General features: G+C 39.3%; 18 protein-coding genes. 2 read left to right on the top strand and 16 right to left on the bottom strand.

Going from position 1 to position 24,941, the window contains the following annotated elements:
• Positions 1-48 precede the first annotated feature (48 nt).
• The 16 genes from I8751_RS23565 to I8751_RS23490 form a co-directional block, all read right to left on the bottom strand.
• A complete protein-coding gene (locus I8751_RS23565; protein ID WP_225894368.1) occupies positions 49-1,245 on the bottom strand; it encodes a glycosyltransferase family 4 protein in 1,197 nt (398 codons plus the stop codon).
• Between the two features lie 47 nt (positions 1,246-1,292).
• Positions 1,293-2,360: an NAD-dependent epimerase/dehydratase family protein gene (locus I8751_RS23560; protein ID WP_214441527.1), complete on the bottom strand. Its 1,068-nt coding sequence runs from the start codon at positions 2,358-2,360 to the stop codon at positions 1,293-1,295.
• A 218-nt stretch (positions 2,361-2,578) separates the two neighbouring features.
• Positions 2,579-3,694, bottom strand: a complete 1,116-nt coding sequence (locus tag I8751_RS23555) for a glycosyltransferase family 4 protein (protein WP_214441526.1) — start codon at positions 3,692-3,694, stop codon at positions 2,579-2,581.
• Positions 3,695-3,810: 116 nt separating this feature from the next.
• Entirely contained in the window at positions 3,811-4,707 is an 897-nt protein-coding gene (locus tag I8751_RS23550; protein WP_214441525.1) for a hypothetical protein, read from the bottom strand.
• A gap of 167 nt (positions 4,708-4,874) precedes the next feature.
• Entirely contained in the window at positions 4,875-6,593 is a 1,719-nt protein-coding gene (locus I8751_RS23545) for a glycosyltransferase (RefSeq protein ID WP_214441524.1), read from the bottom strand.
• Positions 6,594-6,686: 93 nt separating this feature from the next.
• Positions 6,687-7,889, bottom strand: coding sequence for a DegT/DnrJ/EryC1/StrS family aminotransferase (locus I8751_RS23540; protein WP_214441523.1), 1,203 nt, complete (start codon positions 7,887-7,889; stop codon positions 6,687-6,689).
• Position 7,890: 1 nt separating this feature from the next.
• Entirely contained in the window at positions 7,891-8,901 is a 1,011-nt protein-coding gene (locus tag I8751_RS23535; RefSeq protein WP_214441522.1) for a GDP-mannose 4,6-dehydratase, read from the bottom strand.
• Positions 8,891-9,856, bottom strand: coding sequence for a methionyl-tRNA formyltransferase (locus I8751_RS23530; protein WP_214441521.1), 966 nt, complete (start codon positions 9,854-9,856; stop codon positions 8,891-8,893). The genes I8751_RS23535 and I8751_RS23530 overlap by 11 nt, the downstream gene beginning before the upstream one ends.
• 11 nt (positions 9,857-9,867) lie before the next feature.
• A complete protein-coding gene (locus tag I8751_RS23525; RefSeq protein WP_214441520.1) occupies positions 9,868-10,872 on the bottom strand; it encodes a hypothetical protein in 1,005 nt (334 codons plus the stop codon).
• Positions 10,872-11,981, bottom strand: a complete 1,110-nt coding sequence (locus tag I8751_RS23520; RefSeq protein ID WP_214441519.1) for a DegT/DnrJ/EryC1/StrS family aminotransferase — start codon at positions 11,979-11,981, stop codon at positions 10,872-10,874. Before I8751_RS23520 ends, I8751_RS23525 begins: the two co-directional genes overlap by 1 nt.
• On the bottom strand, positions 11,978-13,012 hold the full coding sequence (locus tag I8751_RS23515) for a Gfo/Idh/MocA family protein (RefSeq protein ID WP_214441518.1): 1,035 nt from the start codon (positions 13,010-13,012) through the stop codon (positions 11,978-11,980). The genes I8751_RS23520 and I8751_RS23515 overlap by 4 nt, the downstream gene beginning before the upstream one ends.
• A gap of 358 nt (positions 13,013-13,370) precedes the next feature.
• Positions 13,371-13,883 carry an acyltransferase gene (locus tag I8751_RS23510; RefSeq protein WP_214441517.1) on the bottom strand — a complete coding sequence of 171 codons (513 nt, stop codon included), beginning with the start codon at positions 13,881-13,883 and terminating at the stop codon, positions 13,371-13,373.
• A gap of 25 nt (positions 13,884-13,908) precedes the next feature.
• Complete coding sequence (locus I8751_RS23505; protein WP_214441516.1) at positions 13,909-15,198, bottom strand: ABC transporter ATP-binding protein; 1,290 nt, start codon at positions 15,196-15,198, stop codon at positions 13,909-13,911.
• Positions 15,199-15,207: 9 nt separating this feature from the next.
• Complete coding sequence (locus tag I8751_RS23500; RefSeq protein ID WP_214441515.1) at positions 15,208-16,050, bottom strand: ABC transporter permease; 843 nt, start codon at positions 16,048-16,050, stop codon at positions 15,208-15,210.
• A 40-nt stretch (positions 16,051-16,090) separates the two neighbouring features.
• Positions 16,091-16,519 carry a hypothetical protein gene (locus I8751_RS23495; RefSeq protein WP_214441514.1) on the bottom strand — a complete coding sequence of 143 codons (429 nt, stop codon included), beginning with the start codon at positions 16,517-16,519 and terminating at the stop codon, positions 16,091-16,093.
• Positions 16,520-17,225: 706 nt separating this feature from the next.
• On the bottom strand, positions 17,226-18,581 hold the full coding sequence (locus I8751_RS23490) for a glycosyltransferase family 4 protein (protein WP_214441513.1): 1,356 nt from the start codon (positions 18,579-18,581) through the stop codon (positions 17,226-17,228).
• 1,257 nt (positions 18,582-19,838) lie between these two features.
• On the opposite strand from I8751_RS23490, the gene I8751_RS23485 reads away from it, so the two are divergent.
• Together I8751_RS23485 and I8751_RS23480 are read left to right on the top strand one after the other, a co-directional pair.
• The gene (locus I8751_RS23485; protein WP_214441512.1) at positions 19,839-22,100 is read left to right on the top strand and encodes a GumC family protein; all 2,262 of its coding nucleotides are present in this window, start codon (positions 19,839-19,841) and stop codon (positions 22,098-22,100) included.
• A gap of 625 nt (positions 22,101-22,725) precedes the next feature.
• Positions 22,726-24,885 (top strand): Tex family protein, encoded by a 2,160-nt coding sequence (locus I8751_RS23480; protein ID WP_214441511.1) that lies wholly within the window; start codon positions 22,726-22,728, stop codon positions 24,883-24,885.
• Positions 24,886-24,941 lie beyond the last annotated feature (56 nt).

Genomic DNA, 24,941 nt, shown 5'->3' with positions numbered 1-24,941 from the left:
CCTAATTGAATTTTTTCGGTGGATATGATTCAAGGAAAACTATTTCTGCTAGTTATGATTAACTCTGCCAAAACGTTCTGATGCAGCTACCACTCCATCGGCACAAACTCCAAAGTCCATCTCTTCGCTCAATTTACGAGATGCTTGCCGCATTTGTTGCACCCGTTCTGGTTGTTGAGCCAAAGATACTATACACTTTGCTAGTGCTTCTACATTGTGGAAGGGGTAAATCAAACCATTGACTTCTGGATGTACCATATCTCTCCATCCGAGAACTTGGTCAGATGAAATCACCGCTAAACTAGCAGAGATACCCTCATTAATTGCACATCCCCAGGTTTCTGAAGATGGGTGGATGAGAATATCACCTGTCCCCATATAACCTGGATATTTGGACTGCGGAATTAAACCTAAAAAGTGAATGTGCCGCCCATCTCCATAAGCTTGAGTATAAGCTTCCAATTCTGGTCGTAAGACACCATCCCCTAGCACTAATAAAGCTGCATTCAGGTCTTTAGGGACTTGGCAAAATGCCTGTATTACATCCATTGGATAGCGATCTGGGCGGTGTTTAGAAGCCATGATAAATACAACTGTATTTTCATCTAGCCCTAGTTCAGCCCGTATTTGCTTCCTAAATTCTAAACGCTCTGGTGTTTGGACATTAAACCAGTCATTATCGACATTGTAGGGTACGTAGAAAAGTCGTTCTTCTGGAACGTGGTGATTGAGGTAAAATTCCCGATTGTAGGAACCAATGTATAAAGCGGCTGCAACCTGCTTGAGAAAAACAGATAATCCTAAATCACGAAGTTGGTTCTTCCATTTCGCTCTAGGGAAAAAGTCTTCACTTTCTCCCCGTAAAAATAAAGGAGTTCCCGTTGCTTGACAGGCTAACAGTGCTAACCAGCAAGTTGCATAGCCATAGCCATGTACCCAAACTGCGTCAAATTTTTCTTGGGCGATGGTTTTGTGAACTCCTAAATTTAAAAGTGTCCAAAAACTCCCACCGTCATCCGTAATAGGAGAGTGATTGTTTAAAAATACATAATCATATCCCTCTAAAACAGGAATATCCCATTGCAGCGTCATTTTGAGTTGTGGATTATAAAAAGGTTTGACTCCTCTCTGGGACATATACATCACTTTCAAACGAAAGCGACTGTCTTTAGCCAAAAACTGGAACAGGGGCGCATGATATTGAACCGGGCTTTCCATTAAGATGCCGATATACGGAGTCTTCATGTTATGTCTGCTTTCAAAAGCGAAATTTGCTCAGAATTTTTTGTTTGTTACAGAACTGACGTTAGAGAGTTGGCTTTCGACAAATCCACAAATTGCTGCATGGTTTCTTTGAGGGAAATTTGGATTTTCCAATTGGGATAGTCAGTTTGGAAACGAGTTAAATCGCTAATGTAACAGATGTGGTCTCCGACACGATTTTTATCGATGTATTCGGTCTTAATAGATTTGCCAAATAACTCTTCAAAAGAAGCGATCGCCTCTATAATCGAAGTGCTGTTGTATCGTCCACCACCCAAGTTATATACTGCTCCACATCGAGGAGATTTGTAGAAAGTGTAGAAAGCAGTACAAACATCATGAGAGTGAATATTATCTCTAACCTGCTTGCCCTTATAGCCAAAAATTCTGTAATTTCTGTCTTCTCGGAAGCAACGAGCAAGATAAGCCAAGAAACCATGCAATTCTGCGCCGGAATGGTTGGGGCCTGTTAAACATCCACCCCGGAAGCAGACAGTTGGCATACTAAAGTAGCGTCCGTATTCTTGCACAAGAATATCAGCAGATGCTTTAGAAGCACCAAACAAACTATGCAAGCAGGAATCAATTCGACAGCCTTCATTAATACCATTCCAATCTTCTGTCCGGGCATACTCCCAACGAGTTTCTTTTTCGATTAAAGGTAATTCATTAGGTGCATCTCCATAGACTTTATTGGTACTCATGAAAATGAAAGGTGCTTCTGGGCAAGCTTGTCGGGTTGCTTCTAGCAAATTGAGAGTGCCAACTGCGTTGATATCAAAATCGTCAAATGGTCTGTCTTTAGCTAAATCGTGAGATGGTTGAGCAGCACAGTGAATAATTGCATCGGGACGGATATCTTTAAATAATTCCAAAATCTTAGAGCGATCGCGAATATCTAAACCGTGATGTTCAAATTGTTCACAAGATTTCTGTAAGCGATGTAGATTATGAGTTGTATCTCCATCTACGCCGAAAAAATCTTTCCGCATATTGTTGTCAATTCCCTGTACTGACCAACCCTTTTGATCGAAGAAACAAACAGCCTCAGAACCAATCAGTCCGGAAGAACCAGTAACAATAACTTTACGTTTCATAATGTATTAATTAGATTGCAACTTGTGTAAACTTTTCAATTCAAACAGTTTGGTGTTTTGGTTTCCATAAATAGCCGAGTTAACCATTTACCTAACACCAGAACTAAAAAATTTTATTTCTTTAGAAATAAAATTTCACTCTACTTTTATCATTATTTGTACAACATCCTTTATTTTGTATTTCGTTAGCCTAATCTAATATCATGCAAACACAATATTTACTTTGTTGGATTAGTATTGTAATTTTTCCCATTTAACAGAAATTTAACATAATTGTCTACTGTTTTCTCCCATGAAAAAGTACTGTAATAATTGTCCATATCTTTAGAGATGATCAGTTTTTCAGATATTTTTTGTATTGTCGGAGGAAATGGTCGCAGCATATCCTCAAAAAAGGGCTGCAAGTCAAGTACACCTCCTGCGAGCGTTGCGAAAATAGGCATTCCAGACTCTAGCATTTCATTTAATACAAGTCCCCAACCTTCGACTCTGCTTGTAAACAAACCAGTATCATGGTTAGCAAGTAAATGAATAAGTTGACTCCTTTCAAATGAAGGTAAAATTTTTAGTTGACCCGATTGAATAAGTTTAGACGGAAAATCTTTCTCAGCCGATGTACCACATCCGGCAATTGTAAAAGAGTCTTGAGGATGTGATGTCGCTCTTTTAACTATAAAATCAACAAGTTCCTTGACTCCTTTGTGAGCAACCCAACGCCCTATCCATAGAAACCGAGTACTTTCTGTTTCATTTCTTTTTCGATTAAGACGAACTTGAGCGAGTTCCGCTTGTTCAGCTTTTGACAGTGCATTGTTATAAGAAAATAATTTACTCCTCCACCATGGGAAGCACTTTCTCATCCATTGAAGTTCTAAACTACCGAGGCAAAGAATATATTTTGCTCTTCCCCATCCTTGAAGGAGTAAGAATATATTTATTATTGTAAATAAATAGCCAAATGGCAGAAGCAATATCTCTTTTGTTTTTTGTGGATTGTTTAAGTTAGATATTATGTATAAAATATCAGGCTGAACACTACGAGCCACTACTAAACCTGATTTACTAACCTGATTTGTAATAAATGGAGCATAGCAATCAATTACATCAAAAGGCTTCTGAGTTGTAAGAAACTCATCTAGCTTTGTTCGCATTAATTGAAGGCTTTGGAGACCTTGCCACCATCGTGTTTGTCCAAGGATAGGATGAGGAGACCACAAAGTAACATCATGTCCCTGCGCCCGAAATGCAGCTGCTAGATTAATCGCCATCTGTCCAGCACCAAATTCCGGAGCTAGGGGCGAATGTGTAGCTATCAGGATACGCAGCGATCGCATGGTAAAATTCCCTTATAAAAAATTAGCAGTTAATTAGTTAGTACTTTTATAAATATCTAAATGTTGTTAAACTGCCCTGATTCAAATAACGCAATTGCTTACAAATAAACATAGTATTAAGCATCACGCCAAAATAAATGTTTAGCTCCAGCATAATGACGGGCTAAAGCGTAAACTTGTTTTTTGAACTGAAAATTATCTATCAGTGTGGTTGCTACTGTGTCCGAACTAAACCACTTACCGCCTGATTTCCAAAAAGCATCTGCAATAAGTGTTTGTTCAAAATGAGGTGTTGCTTCCTTCGCGTATCCGATTAAATTATTTACTTTATTAATAGTAATTATTTTAAATAAAATACTATGAGGATAATAAATAAGACCGCAATTTAAAGGCTTATCTTCAAGAATTTTTTTGTTACATAAAAACTCAGCTACCTCCAAGTCATAAGATTGTACATAATCTTGACCTGCTAAAATTGTATTATGATTCTGCCTAATAGTTTGTAAAGCAGATAGAAAATTGCCAAACCACAGTACATCAGCATCAAAAAGTAGGATGTCAGAGTGAGCATTTGCAGCTAAAGTAATGGCAAACTTTTTGGCATATCCTCCCCATTGGCCAGAAGCAAGCCAAGTCTGAATAAAGTTTTTATAGCTTTGATCTAACTCGTCGTGTAAAGTTTGCCAGTGCCAAAATTTTACATCTGAAGGGTAATTAGCAAACCACTTTTGGAGCTTAATATAAGCAGCATCAGAATCTCCAATCAACCAAATGTTAGGTCTGCTGATAGAGTGTTGCATTAAAGATTGGATACTGTATGCGAGCAGTGGCACATCTGCTTCACGTGCAATTGCAACAAACCTTGGTAAACTATTATCTAATGGTTTCCAATCAATGTGAGGTATTTTTAGAGTTTTAATAAAGCATAATAAGTTACAATAATTATAAAAAACTCTATATTTTATGCTTTCTTTTAGCTTATTTTTTATCCATCTGTTTGATATTTTTAGCATTTTAAAACCATATTATAAATTGATAAAATTTTAAATTATTGTATGCAATTCCCTTTTGTATGTAATCCCTCGCTTATGTGTAATATTGCTTTTGTAGTTTGACTGACTGAGAATTTAAAATGCTTATGCGAAACAGGGTTAGCTTTTCTCGTCCTTTCTAGAGCTTATTACCTTTGCCTTGCAGGTAACGAAGGGTTCCAAGAACCATAACGTAAGCGCCTGTAGAATTTTTGCAAATGTGCGTAGAGCCATAAATTCTCATAGAACCATTCAGGCGCAAATAAGTTCATCAAACTTATCCGGCGAAAGTTACCCATCTTTATTTGTCTGATCCAGCAGGAAAATCTTTTATCGAATGGCATTACTTTCACACGGTTTAAAATCAACTGCTCAACGTCAATTTTTTTGAAGGGACAAACTTTTGACAAAAAGACATCAGGTTCGCCAACAAATATTTCCTCCTGTGGAGCAGACGTTACATTTATCCTAGGTAAAGTCGCAGCACGAAGATATACATCTTCTAAAGACTGCTGCCAATTATTGGCTGTATGTATTTCCGTGATCTTTTTTCTAGTTGCTTCGCCAAGGGATAGTCTGAACTCTTCATCTTCGACCAAACGTGACAAAATCGACGTATACTCTCCAAGATTCTGCACACGAATCAAATTGCCTGTCAGACCAGGCATATCAGCACCAAAGATTTCGCAGGCATCTGAGGAGTATGGGTAGCGACTCACCAAAGGTAGGCCATAACTTCCAGCTTCTAGCAGCGATGTAATTGAAACAAAAGGATATGAATCAACATATATGTCAGCCGCTTGGTAAAACACATCTGTATCCGGAGTGTCCCCAAAAACTCGTATTCTTCCCTGAGTTTGCTGAATTGCTTCTGACCAATCTTTGCGATTCCCTGGTCCAACAACCATCAGGATGGCTTGCTTATGTTTTTTCAGTAATGGCAGATGTACATCTGCAAAACTAATACCATCTGATGTGTTGTACTTTACACCTCTAGCTATGGAAAGAAGCAGCACACTGTTTTCGCTAATACCAAGCTGTCGCTTTGCTTCTGACCGTGAAAGTATCCGGCGAGTAGGCTCCACAATGGTAGGAAGAACCATATTACGCATTGGTTCAACGCCTCTACGCTTTTGAGATAGACGCATACCAGAGTCACGCAAATTAGCAACGACATCGCTGATACACACTCCCGTCCAAAAACGCTCATCAGCAGTATTTACATAAATAATTGGTGGAGATTGCTCTCTATTTGCAAATGCAATAACAGGTAGAGTGCCATCGTGCATTGTATGCAATACAACCATATCAGCTGATGCAGCAATTTCGCGTAATCGTTTAGCGCGAGATATAAAATTCCCAATTGTTTTGTTTAAAGCATATATCTTGCCGTGACTTTTGTATACGGCTTCTCTAAACACTTTAGGCGTATCATCTAATCTCATTTCAGTCAACACAACTGAGTGTGAACGCTCAGCATCCTGCTGAATCCAACGCCAAAGTAGTCTGGAATGCCCACCAGTATTCCATACTCCGTAAACAATATGCAGTATGTTCTTTGGCATTTCATGCAATGATCTATTTTCACTGCGATGACTGCTACTTTGTAAAGCTTCTTTTCCAATTGTAAGGAGAAGATTTTCGAGTTCTGGACTAACAAAAAGACCACAATGTTGATTGAGCGAAGCATATTCGACTGCTATATCTCCATAGATAGCAGCCATATTATGGTTACCTTGCTTCAAATAGTCTTTTGCTTGTGCCACTAAATTACGGAAAACCTCAAAATTTTGAGGTATTTGGCGATTACCTTCTTCCCGCCAAAGATTAAGTGTATCGTTAGCTATATAGTTAGTTATTTTATCCATACAATTCTTCTGTTATTTACTCTTGCTATTTTTTGCTAACTCTATTAAGTAAGCAAAGCTATATAATCTGATAATTTCATCCAAAGGGCAATTTCAGTCCTGACATGCATTTTTCAGCAACTTTATTACCCTTTCCTGTTCTTGGTCGGTCATGCGAGGGAACAGTGGCAAAATAATCGCATGATCTTGAGCTTGTTCGCTTTCGTTTAGGCGTTTACACTTTACTGATTCGCAATCACAAGCATTCCCATTAATACTACAAGACCAAGCTTCTATACTGTAAGCTGGTTCGCGGTGAGCACACATAATTCCTCTACGTGTCGATACCCCAGCGTCTAACATCGCCTGCATAATTTGTAATTGGTCAAGTTTTTCTGGCAACCTCACACAAAAGCTTTGCCAGTTACTTTTTGCCCAGCTTGGTTCTGTCGGTAACTTTAACCCCGGTAGATCTGCTAGCAATTCCTGATACCTTTGTGCTAGATAACGCCGACGTTTAACAATTTCTGGTAGGCGTTTGAGTTGTTCCCGCCCGACTGCTGCCTGAATATCAGTCATGCGGTAGTTATATCCCAACATGGGGTAAGTTTCAAATATAACCTGTTTTGCTCCATGACGCACAGTATCGGGAACGCTCATTCCGTGTTGTCGCCAGAGACGAAACTGTTTGTCCCATTCGGGATTGTTGGTGGTAAGCATTCCACCGTCACCAGTGGAAATGACTTTGCGGGGATGGAAAGAAAAACAGGCAATATCTCCATGAGGTTTACCGATCTTTTCCAACTGTCCATCCCAAAGAATTTCACTACCAATAGCACAAGCTGCGTCTTCAATGACTGGTAAATTGTGACTACGGGCGATGTCTACAATAACTGTTAGGTCGCAAGGCATCCCCATTTGGTGGACTACCAAAATAGCACGGGTGCGTTCATTGATGACATCCTCAATTAACATCGGGTTGATGTTATATGTCTGTGGCTCAATGTCCACAAACACAGGAATTGCACCACAATAGCGGATGCTGTTAGCTGTGGCTATGTAGGAATGGCTGACGGTAACTACTTCGTCTCCAGGCTGTACACCAACAGCTAACAATGCCAAATGTAGCGCAGTTGTACAATTGGAAACAGCACAAGCATACTTTGCGCCTACATAAGCAGCAAACTCTTGTTCAAATGCTGCAACTTCTGGCCCTTGTGTCACCCAGCCTGACATAATAGCACGTCTGGCTGCGTCGGCTTCTGCTTCCTCCATCCAAGGTTTAGCTAATGGGATAAAAGATTTTGCTTCAGACATCTTAGTTCACCTTCGTTATATCCCAGTTACGCACAAATTCATCTTTTAGTAATGTTTCTGGGGATTTTCCAGAACTTACATACCAGTCTCGCAGTTTGATTAAACCTTCACGCAGTGTTACTTGAGGTTTGAAGCCTAAAAGTTGCTGTGCTTTTGTGAGTTCAGCGTATAAACGTAGGACATCACCAGGACGTGGTTCGTCATGAATAACGCTTGTGTCTGCTCGGTCTACTATTGAGGCTATCTCTTTTGCCAAATCATTAACAGCAATTTCAAAACCACTACCTAAATTGATGGTTTGCCCCACGGCTGAGTCTGTACATCCTGCTGCTATGATGCCCTTGGCGGTATCGCTAACGTAGGTAAAATCTCTGGTTTGAGTACCATCGCCAAAAATTACCATTGGTTTCCCAGCCATGCTGCGTAGTAGGAACTTGGGTATAACTTCTCCACTATCGCCTTCATGGTGACAACGTGGCCCGTAGGCGTTGAAAGGACGTACTACAACAGTTGGGTAGCCATAGGTTTCATAAAATGCTCTGGTGTAACATTCTCCGGCTAGCTTGGAAGCACCATACACAGTCATGGGAAATGTTGGGTGTTCTTCTGACATGGGAACCCAACGCGCAGTTCCATAAACTTCAGAACTCGAGACGTAGACAAATCGAGAAACGCCTACTGCTTTTGCTGACCTTAATAGCTGAAGCGTTGCTGTCGCATTCACCTGATGATTCTCATCAGGTGAGTGAATGGAATGCCGCACGCCCAGACAGGCTAGATGAAAAACAATATCTACGCCTGACATCAAATCAGCCATGCGATCGCTGTCTCGAATATCTGCCACAATTAATTCTAGTTTGTCGCTAGATATATCTTTCAAGTTCTCGCGCTTGCCATTCACCAAATTATCAACAACAATTACCTGTTGTGTTTCTTGTGCTACTAGCTGACGTACTAGTTCAGAACCAATAAAGCCAGCGCCACCTGTAATTAGTACTCGATTATTTTGCATTTTCTTTTAGTTTGATAATTTCCGCTTCAAGAGTTTCAATACGATTTAATAAATCAGCAGTTTGTAAACCTAAAGTGCTTTTTACAGACTTAATTATATTGGCTGGTGCTGTTCTTGCTGAACCTATAAATTGCACTTGCAAAATTCGCAATATACCATCCCCAGTGAGGACATCAACAAAACCTTCTTTGGATCTACCAACAATTCGTCCGGGTATTCTACCTAAATAAACAGGCGGATTTTCGACAGGAATCGCTTGCCAAATCAACAGTTTTTTGCCTTGAAAATAAGTATAAGCGCCAGGAAAAGGAGTAACCAAAGCCCGAACTAAACAATTTATACTTCTAGTAGAAGTAGACCAATTAATTTCACCATCTTCAGGTAGACGAGTACAACCATAAGTTGCCTCAGTGTTATTTTGCCTGACACCTTCGTAGCCATTAAAAGCTTTAACAACTGTGTTACCTAAATTTTGCCACTGAATTTGATTTAATTTGTCATATAAATCAGCTACGGTGTCATCAATGCGAATGGGAATTAATTGTTGAAATAAAATATTGCCTTCATCTAAATCTGGCGAGATTTTATGAATACTTATAGCAGCACAAGGTTCATCATTAATTATTGCCCAGTTAACATTAGCCCGTCCCCGATATTGGGGTAGAGGGGAATAATGAACGTTGATGAATGTAGATAATTCAATTATTGATGGCGGCAGGATTTGATTGTAGGAAGAAACTACGACACAATCTGGTTGATATTTAAGAACTAGTGACTTAATTGCTTTTTGTGAGGTGTCCGGAAATACTGGTATACTGGCTTTTTGTGCCAAATTAATTACAGGGTCATCTATGCCAGCATCACGCACCACACCTTGAACATGAAACTTGGACATTAAGGAGTCCAAGGCCGTTAAGGTTGTTGGGCCTATACCAATTAGCAGTACATTCACCATTGACTAATTCCTCACAGGAGTTGCACAAATTCCCAACCTGATGCTTGCTGGTTGGCTTGCCGCCAAATGACTTCGGCTGCTTTGAGTCCCCCTGTTTGCAGACGGACAATTGGTTCTGGGCCTACTGCTGATGGTAGAATACCCATATGTCCTGGTTTTGGCTCAATTTCTGGAAATAGGGGGATTTTTTGGGCAATAAAAGCTGTTCTGTCAATATCACCCCAGTATTGAGCGACTAATGTACCTGGCCATTGCTTGGCGATCGCAGCAGCATCGTTTGCAGTTAAGATTGGTTCTATTCTTGGCTGCAAGGCGACAATAATCGCATCGTAGTTTTTATCTATGGATGCAGCTACAAGACTGTCAACACTATCTACTGTCGCACCAACTTGGACTAAACCATGCTCAATAAATTGCCGGAAAGGATTATCGCATAACAATAAAAGATTGCTAGTGTAAACGGATACACCTGCGTCTAATAACTGCTTAACAGCCATGATTCCCAAAAAGGAGAACACATCTACGGCTGGATGGCGTTCATTCACACCTACTACTTGGATACCTTTCAGGCGACAGCTGACTAAATCCACGTCTTCTGGTCTAAACTCCCAAGCCTCGTACATTAAGCCAATCACTGCATTCGGCTTCATCCAGCCAATCATCTCTGCATTGATGGGGCGAAGATGTCCACTGTTAGTGATGATATCTGCTTGATTGACGATGTCTGGAGTTTTCTCGCTAATAAATTCGATGCGATCACCTAATCCAGCAATCTCTGCTAATTGCTGTGTCAGTGCTTTAACTCCCTCTACAGTACCATATCGAGTAGTACGGGTGAAAGCAAACACCTTTTTTGCTCCGGCAATCGCTGCTACTACAGGCGTGACTGCATAAGCTCCAGTTGCTGCTTCTGTAAGTACGCTCAAGTTATCGAGTTGCAGTTCGCAACGTTTAACTGCTTGCCGCATTAGATTAACGAGGCGTTGGGAGTTTAAACCAGGACGGGTATCGTACATTAAACAGTAACTCCCTGAAGGATGCCTTGAAGACTTTCAGCCACAATATTAATTTGTGGTGGTGTTAGCTCAGCATACATAGGTAGTGAAAATACTTCCCTAGCCGCTAGTTCTGAGTGCGGAAAATCCCCTACTTTATAGCCCAAATCTGAATAAGCTGGTTGCAAATGTACAGGAATGGGGTAATGAATACCTGTTTGGATGCCCTGGTCATTTAACTTCTGCTGTAGTTCATCTCTTTGGGGCGATCGCACCGCGTATACATGGTAAACGTGGCGGCTGTAGGGCATGACTGTAGGTATAGTCAAGCTGAGATCTTTTAGTAAAGCATCGTACTGTGCTGCATTTGCTCGCCGTGACTCAGTCCATTTTTCTAAGTAACGCAGTTTCACTCGCAAAATGGCTCCCTGGATCCCGTCCATGCGGTAGTTGTAGCCTTTGATAACATGGTGATACTTACGTTCTTGACCCCAATCACGTAGCATCTGCATAGTATGGGCATATTCGGGATTGTTGGTTACTATCATGCCTCCTTCACCATAAGCCCCTAAGTTCTTTCCGGGGTAAAAGCTGAAACAGCCAATGTCACCGATGCTACCTATTCGCTGCCCCTTATATTCAGCCCCGTGAGCTTGGGCAGCATCTTCTATAACAATCAAACCATGACGGCGGGCAATCTCCATAATTGGCTCCATGTCCGCTGGTTGACCATACAAATGCACAGGCAAAATCGCCTTTGTGCGTTCGGTTATGGCTTTTTCGATTTGAGTGACATCTATTGTGTAGGAAACAGGGTCAATGTCTACAAAAACTGGTGTAGCTCCTGTGTAACAAATCGCCGCCACGGTAGCAACAAAAGTAAAAGGTATGGTAATCACTTCGTCACCAGCACCAATGCCAGCTGCTAATAGTGCCAAATGAAGGGCACTTGTACCTGTATTGACAGCAATGCCATATTTAGCACTACAGTAATTGGTAAACTCTTGTTCTAGAGCAGTAACTTCATTCCCTAAAACAAATTGCGTACTTTCTAATACTTTTAAGACAGCGGTATCAATTTCATTTTTGATACTTAAGTATTGAGTTTTCAGATCTAGAAATGGAATCATGCTGCTACCTCTGTTAAATTCAGTTCAACTAATTGACCACGCTGCTTGATTGATTGGGTAGCAGTTTCTAAAATTTTTACTGTCTGTAGCCCAGCTTTGCCATCGGTAATGGGGCGCTTGCCTTGGTTAATACAATCAATGAAGTGTAATCCTTCTGTCCGCAATGCTTCTGTCATATCCAACTTGGGAGACCACATATCCCCAGTGCGATAACCAATCAGCATCTGGTATACGCTTTCAGAATTGCCATTGACGGTAATTCCCTTGTCGTAAATCTTGACTTTTTCACTGGGTTCCAAGTCGTCATAAACAATCATGCGTTGACTCCCCCCAATCAGGGTGCGACGAACTTTTACTGGTGCTAGCCAGTTAACATGGAAGTGAGCAATCAAGTTGCTTTCAAAGAAACACGTCAAGTAGGCAATGTTCTCTGGTTCTCCCGGAACATGGCTGATTCCTGTAGCAGAGACAGCATAAGGCTGGGATGGCAATACATAATTCATGATTGAGAGATCATGAACTGCTAAGTCCCAGATCACATTGACATCATGCTGAAAAAGTCCCAGGTTGACGCGTACAGAATCGTAGTAGTAAATATCTCCTAGTTGATTGGTGGCAATCAAATCATGCATCTTGCGTACAGCGCCTGTATAGACAAAGGTGTGATCCACCATTAGTACTAAGTTGCGTTTTTCTGCCTCTTCAATCAATCGTCTTGCTTGCTCAGAGGAGGCTGTCATTGGTTTCTCTACTAATACGTGCTTGCCAGCCTGCAATGCCGCCAAAGCCAAATCGAAGTGAGTGGAAACTGGTGTGGCGATTATAACAGCGTTAATTTTAGGATCTTTAAATATGTCTTGACAATCTGTTGTTACTTGGATGCTGGGATAACGAGCCTGTACCTTTGCTAGTAGTTCTGGTTTAAAATCACTGACCTTGGTCACTTGTGCGCCTGGAATTTCAGCAAAATTTCGTACTAGATTAGGTCCCCAATAACCATAGCCAATGACACCGATATTTATATTTCCCATTGCTTCTAACTAATCAAAATCTATTTTCATTAAACTTGTAATACTAGCTATTGCCCTTAATGGACACTGCTATTTTGTGGTGAGATTGCTCGCAACAAAAAATTAACCAGTCAAACACCTATTATTTTGATGATTGCAACATAAATTTTAATTACTCCAACAATTTTTTTCCCCAATTAAGGGAATTTAAGAGAGTATTTACATGGCAAGCAATAAAAATAAATACTTCAGTAAGACTGCCTTTTTACAAAAAAATCTCAATTTATAAATTGATACATTCAAGTATTATTGAAATAATTACTTGTTTTAATTTTTTGTTTTCAGACATATTTTGTTGAATGAGAAACAATGCTACAAGTTAGCTAAAACTGCTAGCAGTTATTTCTAAGTTTTGGTTGCGATCGCGTACATCACCAACTTCTCTAGCTGGCACACCCGCTACAATTGCATATTCAGGAACATCACGAGTCACTACAGCCCCAGCACCAACTATGGCTTTTTCCCCAATCGTTACCCCTGGTAAGATAGTAGCGTTACTACCAATCGATGCAGAGCGCTTTACTAAAGTTTTGACTGTATACCAATCATCGTCAGTTTTTAAACTGCCGTCTTCGTTTGTTGCACGCGGATAAAGGTCATTAGTAAACATTACTCCATGACCAATGAAAACTTCATCTTCAATAATGACTCCCTCACAGAGAAAGCTATGTGATGAAATTTTGCACCGACTTCCTACCGTGACATCTTTTTGAATCTCCACAAAGGTACCAATTTTTGTGTCATCACCAATAACGCAACCGTAAAGGTTCACAAGATTGGGATGAAAAATTTTCACGTTACTGCCTAACTGGACATCATCATTTATTGCCATTATTTATCTGCCGATTGAATTGAAATTAATACTTTTCAACAGATTGCCAAACTGCATCTTCTAAATAAGTACACTCATCAGATTCCCATTGATACTCTGGACGCTCAATCTTGTGCATGGTGATTTCAAAAAGACAAATATCTCTGAGGTTTTCTAGCAGTGTTTCGCTACGACGCTCAGAAAACCATGTTGTTAAAGTGTATGAACCCATGTAAAGCCTAAGTTTTGGGATTTCACATTTCAAAATAAATGTCCCAGTTTCTCGGCGAAATGGCGCTTCTGGTTCGTAAAACCAAAAAATAGAAATAGGTTGCTGTAAGGCGCTTACTATCTGGAAAGAAAACCAAAGACTTTCATGTGGTTTAGTGACGTGTAGAGCAAACTCAAAAGTAATCGGCTGCCCCCAAGAGTGAATTCCTTCTCCCTCAGAAGTATGTACTCGTGCCCAAGCTATATAGTTGCCAGTTTTGGTCAAAGGAGCTTCATAATAAGCAGGTTCTTCGTTAGAGGCTTTCTGCCCAGCACTATATAGCTGTACTGCTTTACTGGTATTACCATCAAACTGAACATTACCTTTAGAAAGCAGTATACAACGCTTGGTAAGCTGGGCGATCGCTTGCATACTATGGCTCACAAACAATACTGTTCGTCCCTCTTTTGTAGCCACATCACCCATTTTTCCTAAACACTTCTTTTGAAATGCCGAATCACCCACTGCTAAAACTTCATCTACAATTAAAATTTCTGGTTCTAAGTGGGCTGCTACAGCAAACGCAAGGCGCACATACATCCCAGAAGAGTAACGTTTTACAGGCGTATCTAAAAATTTTTCGACTTCTGCAAAATCAACAATTTCATCAAACTTTTTCTTAATCTCAACTCCACTCATTCCCAGAATAGAACCGTTGAGGTAAATGTTCTCCCTCCCAGTTAATTCTGGGTGAAATCCTGTACCCACTTCTAATAAACTTGCTACCCGTCCTTGGATGACAATTTTTCCTTTTGTCGGTTCAGTAATTCGACTCAAAATTTTTAATAATGTCGATTTACCTGCGCCATTGCGCCCAATAATACCAATAGCTTCACCTTGTAGAATCTCAAAAGAAACATCGTTTAATGCCCAAAACTCTTCACGAGATGGATTGGGCATTTGTTTACCAACTGGCTTGAGAAATTTCTTTCCTAGAGACTTGGCTCCCTGAGAAATCACATCTCGCAAAGCCTTATAACGATAACGACCGCCAGAATCCTCCTGTTGATGAGAAATGATATATTTTTTACCCAAATTCTCGACTCGAATTATATTATTAGACATCTGTCCAGCCTAAATTACGTCAGCAAAAGTCCGTTCCATTTTGCGAAAGTACCAGATACCACTGACTAGTAAAAGAACAACTAATCCTAAAGATAGTGTGAATCCCGGCCAATAAATTTTTGAATCTCCTCCTAAAATTGCCCAGCGAAAACCATCAATTACTCCCACCATTGGGTTCAAAGAGTAGAGTAAACGCCATTGTTCTGGTACAACGCTGCTGCTAAACCCTACTGGTGATATATATAACCCAAACTGCATAATAAATGGCACAATGTAGCGGAAGTCTCGATATTCTACATTTAACGCTGCTAACCATAATCCCACTCCCATAGAAGCGGCAAAGGCAATACCAATAAATAAAGGCAGTGTCAGTATTCGCCAGTCAGGAACAAAGTTATACCAAGCCATTAACCCCAGCAAAATTATGCCAGAAATCATAAAATCTACAAAGCTGACAATCACAGCGCTGATGGGCACAATCAGACGAGGAAAATAGACTTTAGATATCAAATTGGCGTTAGTAATTAGGCTGTTACTACACTCACCTAGGGCATTAGAAAAAAATTGCCAGGGTAGCATAGCTGCGAACACTAGAATTGGATAAGGTACCCCCTCTGAAGGCAACTTTGCTAACTTTCCAAACACTATAGTAAATACTACCATCGTCAAAAATGGTCTAATTAATGCCCAAGCTATACCAATTGCTGTCTGCTTGTACCGCACTAAAATGTCACGCCAAGCCAGAAAATAAAATAGCTCCCGATAGCGCCATAGATCTTGCCAGTACTGGCGCTCAGTGCGTCCAGCCTCAATTACTAACTCCTGCTTAGACGCCATACCTTGACTACTCATAGTGTTAATTGAAGCTTATTTAGACTATTGTCTTTAAAACTTAAACTACAAACTGAAAATCTTTCATACCGTGATAGCCTACCAGCCTTGAATGCCTACGAGTAAATTCTCCAACAGAAGGGTTGCCTTGAGGATCAATTACTCCTGTTACCTGCTGCCAAAGCTCTTGTGGTGCTAACGAAAGTTCATAGGTGCGTCCGTCAGATTTACAAACGTGATACCACTTTTTTTGTTGACATTCTTCGCACCAGAAAGCTTCTAACCACTCACCCTCAATAGAAACTGTAGTTTTGCTTGCTACCAGCATTAATGCATTTCGCCTACTCATCCCCCGTTGCTGCAACTGTCCTGGTTGATCGGCAAATATTTGATATTTTTGACTTACGCTATCGATGTAGCAGCCATGAATTGGGCAATAGATAGCCCGTCGTTTTGAACGTTTCCGATTTCGGTCACACCTTCTCTGCAATTCTACCTCCCAATAATTAATAAAACAGAAAAAGCAGATGGGGAAGGTTACGTTGGAGGGACTGAGATCAATAAGACCATCAAAGCCCAACTCCAGAAATTCGCAAGTAATTATTAAATTTTAGGTATACAATCCGAACTCTATTCTTTATTACAGGAACTTAAGCTGATTTTTTACGAATACAAATAAAATTTTTTATTAAGTAATGTAGTATTTAAGGCAAAATAAAATAGCTTTTACATACTGAGTATTAATTGGTCGTATTACTTCCTTACATGTAAGTAATTATAACATGTTTTGAGACAATAATATTTCTTTAAATAAAATTTACATCATATTTACCTCATGTTTAAGTTTGATAGATTTGGTTATGTGTGCAATATCCCTTATAAAGAACAATGAAAATATAAGCTGAAAGAATTAAGATAAAGATTTCTAGATAAGTAATTTTTGCTTTTGATTCACTCCAAAGAAAAATCGGTCATATTTCACTTAAAATAGCAGTCCCTACTACTATTCATAATATAAAATACTTCCTTATGTTTTAAATTTGTAACCCCATGCACAATCCTTAAGGGGGTACAAGTAGCTTCTGATCCTCACAAATGGAAAGATAAATGGTGATTCTAACTGTGTCTGTAACCAAAATTAAGTTTCAACCATGATTGTGCTTTTAGAATCTACCAATTTTAACTTTCCAAAGAGCTTATTTTACATGGCTTTTAGGCATAGTGGTTATCTCATCAGGTAATATTGCCTGCAGTAAAACATCAAGGTATTGCTGGGATATAACCTTAGGAGTGAAATGCGATCGCATATACTGACGACCTGCTGTACCCATGCGTTCCCCCAGTTGGGGATCGCGACTGAGTAAACGAATAAATTGAGCTAGACCATGACTGTCTCCATTATCAAATGTGCCGCCACAGTTGGCTTCTGAAATCAGCTGTCTGAGATACGAAGATGGAGAACAAATCACAGCTAATGGCCGCCCAGAAGCTAAAGCTGAGTAAAGCTTACTAGGAACAACCAAACTCTCGGTTGAGGCATCCACACTCACGAGTGATAAATCACAAGCTGTCAAAGAATAGGGTAGTACATGCTTGTCTTGATATGGTAGAAAAGTGAAATTCCTGAGTCCCAATTCTTTCACTTCCTGAATCAAGTCATCGCGTTTGGCTCCACCACCGATGCACACAAACTGAATCGGCTCGTCTTGTAATTCCTTGGCAGCTTCCAGCATCGTATCAAGGTCATGACAGCGACCCATATTGCCGGAATAAAGTACGGTGAATGTGTTGACTAAATTATGCTTCAAGGCAAACCAGTTCTCTTCCTTGGGAATTGGCCTAATCAAGTCGGGGTTAGCCCAACTGTGAATTACAGAAATCTTATCGGCTACCTGGGGACAATGGGCTACCACTCGCTCTTTCATTGCCGGACTAAGAACTACAATGCCCTTAGCATTAAGCCAAACTTGTCTGTTAATTGCCCGCCACAACCGCACCAACCAATTATTTTTGGAAACTACTCCTAAGGCGATCGCGATATCTGGATAAAGATCATATAGGATACAAACATAAGGCAATCTAAATAACAGATAAGCCAGATATCCAATAACTGGTAAAAACGGGGGAGCCGTAGTCAACAACACTACGTTGCTACGCCGCCAAGCTTTAAACATGTAAAGAGCAGCACGTAAGGTGTATAAAACACCATTCACAGCTTTACCGCGAATCCTCCCTGGCCAAAGTTGAGCAGTGCGCGATCGCTGAACTCGGATTCTATCTACCCGTTCAACTGCTGGAGCTGAAGAAGACTTAAATGCATATCCAGGCTGACTTGTAAAAACTTCAATATCTACCCCTTGCTGCCCTAATTGTTTCACGAGTTCTTCAATCAATTGTCCCGTAGCAGCATAGTCTGGAGGAAAAAACTGAGTTATAACAGATAATTTAACAGATTGCTGAATTTTTATAGAATGCGAATGCTCTTTCTGGACTTCTAAAGAATTAGAAGTAGATGGCAATAATTTTTGATTAATCCATTGATTAAGTCTCATCAGATTTATGTATCCTACTTTAAACTTTACAAAACTTATTGAAAATACAGATGAAATTCTCACAAGCAGCAATTTGGGTGAGAATTATGCTCAGTTATTGATAAATATTTTCAAATTTCTCCAAGCTCATGTAGTAATCACTTACTCTATACCTACTTTTATAGGCTTGAAATTAAGTACATACAAACTTCATGGACAACACAGATGATTGACATTAGTCATTTATTCACTTGATCTCTAGCCGATGCACTTATCTTGGATACGCAAACAGAAGATTGACAGACGGGCTTCTCTGGGACACGTAAACAAAAAAATTTAAACACGCACGCGCTTTTCTTAAAAAGATAGGAACACAAAACTGAAACACGCACTTTTCTTGAATACGGGAACACAACGAGGAGAAAGAGAAGTCTAGGTTAGCGATCAACAGTTTTCTGCTATGGATGCAAATTTCCTAAAGCAAGTTGCTTTAAAAGAGTTTGGAGAATTTTAACTGTAGGTTCAACAAAGAGCCTGTGATAGAAAATACCATCATTTTAAACTAGCACTACTTTTGAGTGAAAAATTTCGGGATTTATGGTTATTTGTTTGAATTAGTAGCATTTTCACTGCTGACATTAGTCACTTTTACTGTATTAATTTTGGTTACATGTCTTTTTTTACTAGAGTGTTATGACCTAAGTTTATTCGTTGACATTTGACTTACGATTCCTAGACTACCATGTTTCAAATTTGACCATTATATCTTCATAGAAAATTTATCTTATTTAAATATCTTTAAACTGAATCTTCATAAGATAGAGATTTTACTCTGTATATTTTCTTATGTATAATTAATACTAATAGGTTATATGTTTGTCTATCTCTGTAGCAAATATAATATAAATGTTGTTTATCTTTTAAAAGCAATACTTCAACTTTTTGAAATAGAGGTAATGTAAAAATTAAGTACAAGTATATTTCATTGGTTATACTTATATCTATCCTTTAAATTTGCCATTTAAGTAATTTTTAACTATCTCTCACTTAAAAGCAAAACAAAAATGTAGATGCTAATTAGCTGCTTGTTTTAAATACTGATGCTTAAAGGTACCACACCTCAGCTTTGAAAAACTGTTAAACTAATGTGAATTATCATAAAAGCATAAAATTAGTGTTAAAACTCATACAGTCAATTTCCTCACCTTCAAAATGAGTAAAGATTTAAATTCTGCAAATATTACACGACCTATTACCAGATATTAATAAATACGAATAATGGAAAACTATTCTTTTAATTCCTCAAGTTCTGATAGTAGTAGTCACTCCATACCTTCATTACCTCAAGCTCAACCTATTCCGTTTGCTGAAGGACAAGGAGATGACTGGAGTTTTCAAGATTTTCTGGGTGTTTTACGGCGACGAACTTTAGTCATTGTAGGGGTAACTATTACTATGATGACAACTGTGGTGGTAAATTTGACATTAAACCAGAAACCACCAGAATATGAAGGTAATTTTCAACTGTTAGTAGAACCTGTAACAGATGATGCTAGGTCTGTTGATATTGTCAAAGATAATAGTTCAGGTAATTCAGCCGCGGCTGGTCTAGATTACGAGAGCCAAATTCAGGTTCTTAAAAGTCCTGCCCTGATGGGAAGCATTATTAGGACGTTACAAATCTCCTATCCAGACATCAGTTACAATTCCTTGATTAATTCTCTGACTATTACTCAGTTAAATGAAACTAAGATTATAGAAGTACGTTATCGCAGTAACGATCCTAATAAGATTAAAACTGTACTAGATAGAATTGCTGAGGAATACATAGACTATAGTCAAGAAAAAAGACAAACCAAATTACGTCAAGGAATTCGGTTTGTTGACAAAGAACTACCATCGATACGAGGTCGAGTTGATCGATTGCAAAAAGAGTTACAAATGTTTCGACAAAAGTACGACTTTGTTGATCCAGATAAGCAGGTCAGTTTAATTACTGAGCAAGTTACTGTCTTGACTAATCAACGGCAAAATATTGCTCAAGAATTGGCTAAAGCTCGTGCCGATTTAGCAATCCTACAGGGAAAAAATGGCAGACTAGCAGCACTGATTAACGCTCCTTTATATCAGCAGTTACTTGCTCAACTACAGCAATTAGATGTTCAGATTGCTACAGAGTCGATTCGTTTGCAGGATGTTAATCCAACTCTCCAAACATTGAAAGAAAAACGCGAAAGTTTGTTACCCTTGGTGAACCAAGAAGCACAGCGTGTTTATGATGTAAAACTTGCAGAGATAGTAAATCAAATTCAGAATTTAGAGGTACAGAGCCAAGAAATAGCTAAAACAGAGCAGAGGCTTGAACAAAAACGTAAGCAATGGCCGATCTTGGCACGACAGTATACCGAATTACAACGCACTTTACAGGTTGCAACTGAGAGTTTAAATCGTTTTTTATCTACCCGCGAAACTTTGCAAATTCAGGTATCACAAACAGAACTAGGTTGGCAATTACTTCAACCACCAACTAAGCCAGAAAACCCTGTTTATGCTTCAGATTTTAAACGTAATTTAATAGTAGGACTAGTTGCTAGCATCCTATTAGGAATTGGTGCTGCTTTGTTATTGGAAAAACTGGATAATACTTATCATAATGTTCAAGCTTTGAAAGATAAAGTCAAATTACCATTATTAGGAAATATTCCATTTGAACAGCAAATTAAAAATCATCAAGACCGTGCTTATATTCATGCACAGCAAAATAAGAGCAAGTTACCGCTGTTAGGAAATAATCCATTTGAAAGGCAAATTGAAACTAGTCAAAATCGTAGTTTTACTCAAAAAGCTCCCATAGTAGCAGTACATAATCATGTTTCTGAGGGGATGTATGATTCGACTGTTGAATCAAATCAAGATTACAACCACTATTCTCCAAACTTTTTAGAAGCTTTACGGGTACTGTATACAAATATTCAACTACTCAGTTCCGATCGCCAGATTCGCTCTATTACGATTAGTTCAGCTACACTTGGTGATGGTAAGTCTACAGTTGCTTTTCATTTAGCTCAAATAGCTACAGCTATGGGACAACGAGTACTACTTATAGATGCGGATCTTCGCCAGCCAGCTATTCACACACTCTCAGATTTAAATAATTTATGGGGATTAAGTAACTTAATTTCCACAAACTTACCAGTCCAAGAAGTGATTCGGAAACTGCCTTCTATGAATCAATTATCTGTGATCACTGCTGGCCCCATACCACCAGATCCGACAAAGTTGCTCTCGTCTGAAAAAATGAAGCGATTGATGGCAGATTTTCATAATACTTTTGACTTAGTAATTTATGATGTCCCCCATTTAGTGGGACTAGCTGACGCAAGTTTATTAGCACCCCATACAGATGGTCTTTTGATGGTAGTAAGGATAGATAAAACAGATTCGTCGGTATTGAATCAAGCTTTAGATAACCTTAAATTTTCTCGATTGAATGTATTAGGTGTAGTTGGTAATGGTCAAAAAATAAACTTCAACAGCTAAGAAGTATATTATTAAGTTCAATTGCATATCACTTGGAGTTTCCGGCTTCAGCTACGAAGCCGAATATCTGGATGTAATTTAACTCCAGGTAGTTTAATAGTGAATCAGTGCGTGGTAATTGCTATCATGGACTCGCTACTGATTGTTTCTCCTATCTTCCAGTGTCGATGTGATGATTTCTACTTTAATAGTCTGTTAGTACTGAAAATCACGAAAACTAACAGCACGAATTGGATCTGCCAAGGGGCCAAGACCAAGCTCAAAACAAGACTGATTATTGTAAACAACCCTATAAAATATGCTATTTCGTCGTTGCATTTTTTAGACAAATAGCCAGTTGCTAAACCAGTAAATAGTGGAATTAAAAAAAACAAAGGCATCTTACTAATCTCGAAACTAAGTACATAGCTGCCGACAAAAGTCAACAGAAATATATCAAAATTGTGTTTCTAATTGTGAATGATTTTACATCTAACTAGGTTTACGTCACAACACTCTATGGAAATAAACAGTTTATAAAGTCAAGATTATGCAATCATTCAGTAAATTAGCTTAACACTTGGCGCTAGTACCATAAGAACGATCTAGCATATTACCCTTAGGAGTATTTAAACTTAAACGCCTAATGCTGAACATTCCTCAACTACTGGCAGCTGAACTAGACCTTAAACCTTATCAGGTGCAAAACGCGCTGGAACTTTTGGCTGAGGGTGCAACAATCCCTTTTATTGCACGCTACCGCAAAGAGCGTACCAATGAAATGAATGAAGTTCAACTGCGTGATCTCGCTGATAGATATACTTATTTAACAGAACTGGAAGAACGGAAATCGGTAATTTTAAATGCGATCGCCGAACAAGGTAAACTGACCGATGAACTAAAAGCGAAAATTACACTCTGTTTACAAAAAACTGAACTTGAAGATTTATACTTACCCTATCGACCCAAGCGGCGTACCCGCGCTACCATCGCCAGAGAAAAAGGATTAGAACCACTGGCAAATTTCATCAAGTCATTGAACATCAAAAATGCTGTACCAGCTTCACTAGAAGAGGAAGCAGCTAAATATATTTCTGAGGCTCAGCAAGTTAAAACACCACAAGAAGCTTTAAAAGGTGCTGCTGATATCCTAGCAGAAGAGGTGGCGGAAAAAGCGGAGTTACGTGCATACATCCGAGATTATTTGCTAGAGGAAGGGGTATTTATCTCTCGTATCAAAGACGATTATCCTGAAGGGACAACCAAATTTGAAATGTACCGCAACTATCAGATTAAAGTGAGGAATATTGCACCTCATAATATGCTGGCTTTATGTCGGGGCGAAACAGAGAAAGTATTAAATTTTGAAATTGCTTTCGATGAAGACATAGTGCTTTCGTATTTGGAATCCCAAGAAATTAAAACAAAAATCCGGATAATTCGTGATTTTTATCAGGTAATGCTGAAGGATGCATTCAATCGTCTGATGAAAGCTTCTCTCATAGGAGAAGTAATTTCACAAAAGAAAACCTACGCAGATATTGAATCAATCAAGACATTTGAGACTAATATGCGGGAGTTATTGTTATCAGCGCCAGCGGGGATGAAACCTACATTGGCAATAGATCCCGGATTTAGAACTGGCTGCAAAGTTGCAGTACTCGATCAAACTGGGAAATTCTTGGAATATCAGGCAGTGTTCCCTCACCAAGCAGCGGAACAGCGCACTAAAGCTGCACAAACTATTAAAAATCTCATTGAAAAATATCAAGTTGAATTAATTGCTATTGGTAACGGTACAGCTTCCCGTGAGACAGATGAATTTGTTTTGCAAGTATTACAAACAATCGATCGTCAGCCGATTAAAGTAATGGTGAATGAGTCCGGTGCATCTATATATTCTGCTAGCAAAGTGGCACTAGAAGAGTTTCCCGATTTAGATATTACCGTGCGTGGTGCAATTAGTATCGGTCGCCGCTTGCAAGATCCCTTAGCGGAACTTGTGAAAATCGACCCCAAATCAATTGGTGTCGGACAATACCAACACGATGTCGATCAAAAGTTGCTCAAAAAGAAGTTGGATGAAACTGTAGAAAGTTGCGTTAACTATGTTGGCGTAGATTTAAATACCGCCTCCAAAGAACTTTTGACCTTTGTTTCTGGGATTACGGCAGCGGTTGCCAATAACATTGTTGCCTATCGCAACCAGCACGGAGCCTTTAAAAATCGCCGACAACTCTTGAAGGTAGCCAAGTTAGGGCCAAAAGCGTTTGAACAAGCTGCGGGTTTTCTTCGCATTCGTGGTGGTGACAACCCCTTAGATAATACAGCTGTCCATCCAGAAAGTTACTCAGTAGTAGAAGCGATCGCATCTGACTTGAATGTGTCATTAAATCAGGTGACACAAATTGCCGAAAAACTTAAAAAAACAAATCTGAAGAAATACGTTACTGATAACGTTGGCGAACCTACATTACATGACATTCTCAGTGAATTAGAAAAACCAGGTAGAGATCCCCGTGCAGAATTTAAATATGCCACCTTTAAAGAGGGAATTAAGGAAATCTCCGACTTACAGGTGGGAATGGAATTAGAGGGAAGTGTCACAAACGTTGCCAATTTCGGTGCATTTGTAGATATCGGCGTGCATCAAGATGGTTTGGTGCATATTTCCCAACTAGCTGACAGATTCGTAGACGATCCCAAAAAAGTTGTCAAAGTCGGACAAGTTGTGAAAGTAAAAGTGCTAGAAGTCAATGAAAAATTAAAGCGAATTAGTTTATCGATGAAAGCACTTAAGCAATAAAAATTTTTTGTGTCCCTTAATTACGAATTACGTTAGCGTAGCGTTAGCGAGTATTC

This window comes from Atlanticothrix silvestris CENA357 (assembly GCF_016056295.1).
Taxonomy (GTDB): Bacteria; Cyanobacteriota; Cyanobacteriia; order Cyanobacteriales; family Nostocaceae; genus Atlanticothrix; species Atlanticothrix silvestris.
The sequence above is the reverse complement of the archived record's forward strand: the minus strand, read 5'-3'. Positions and strand labels throughout refer to the sequence as shown.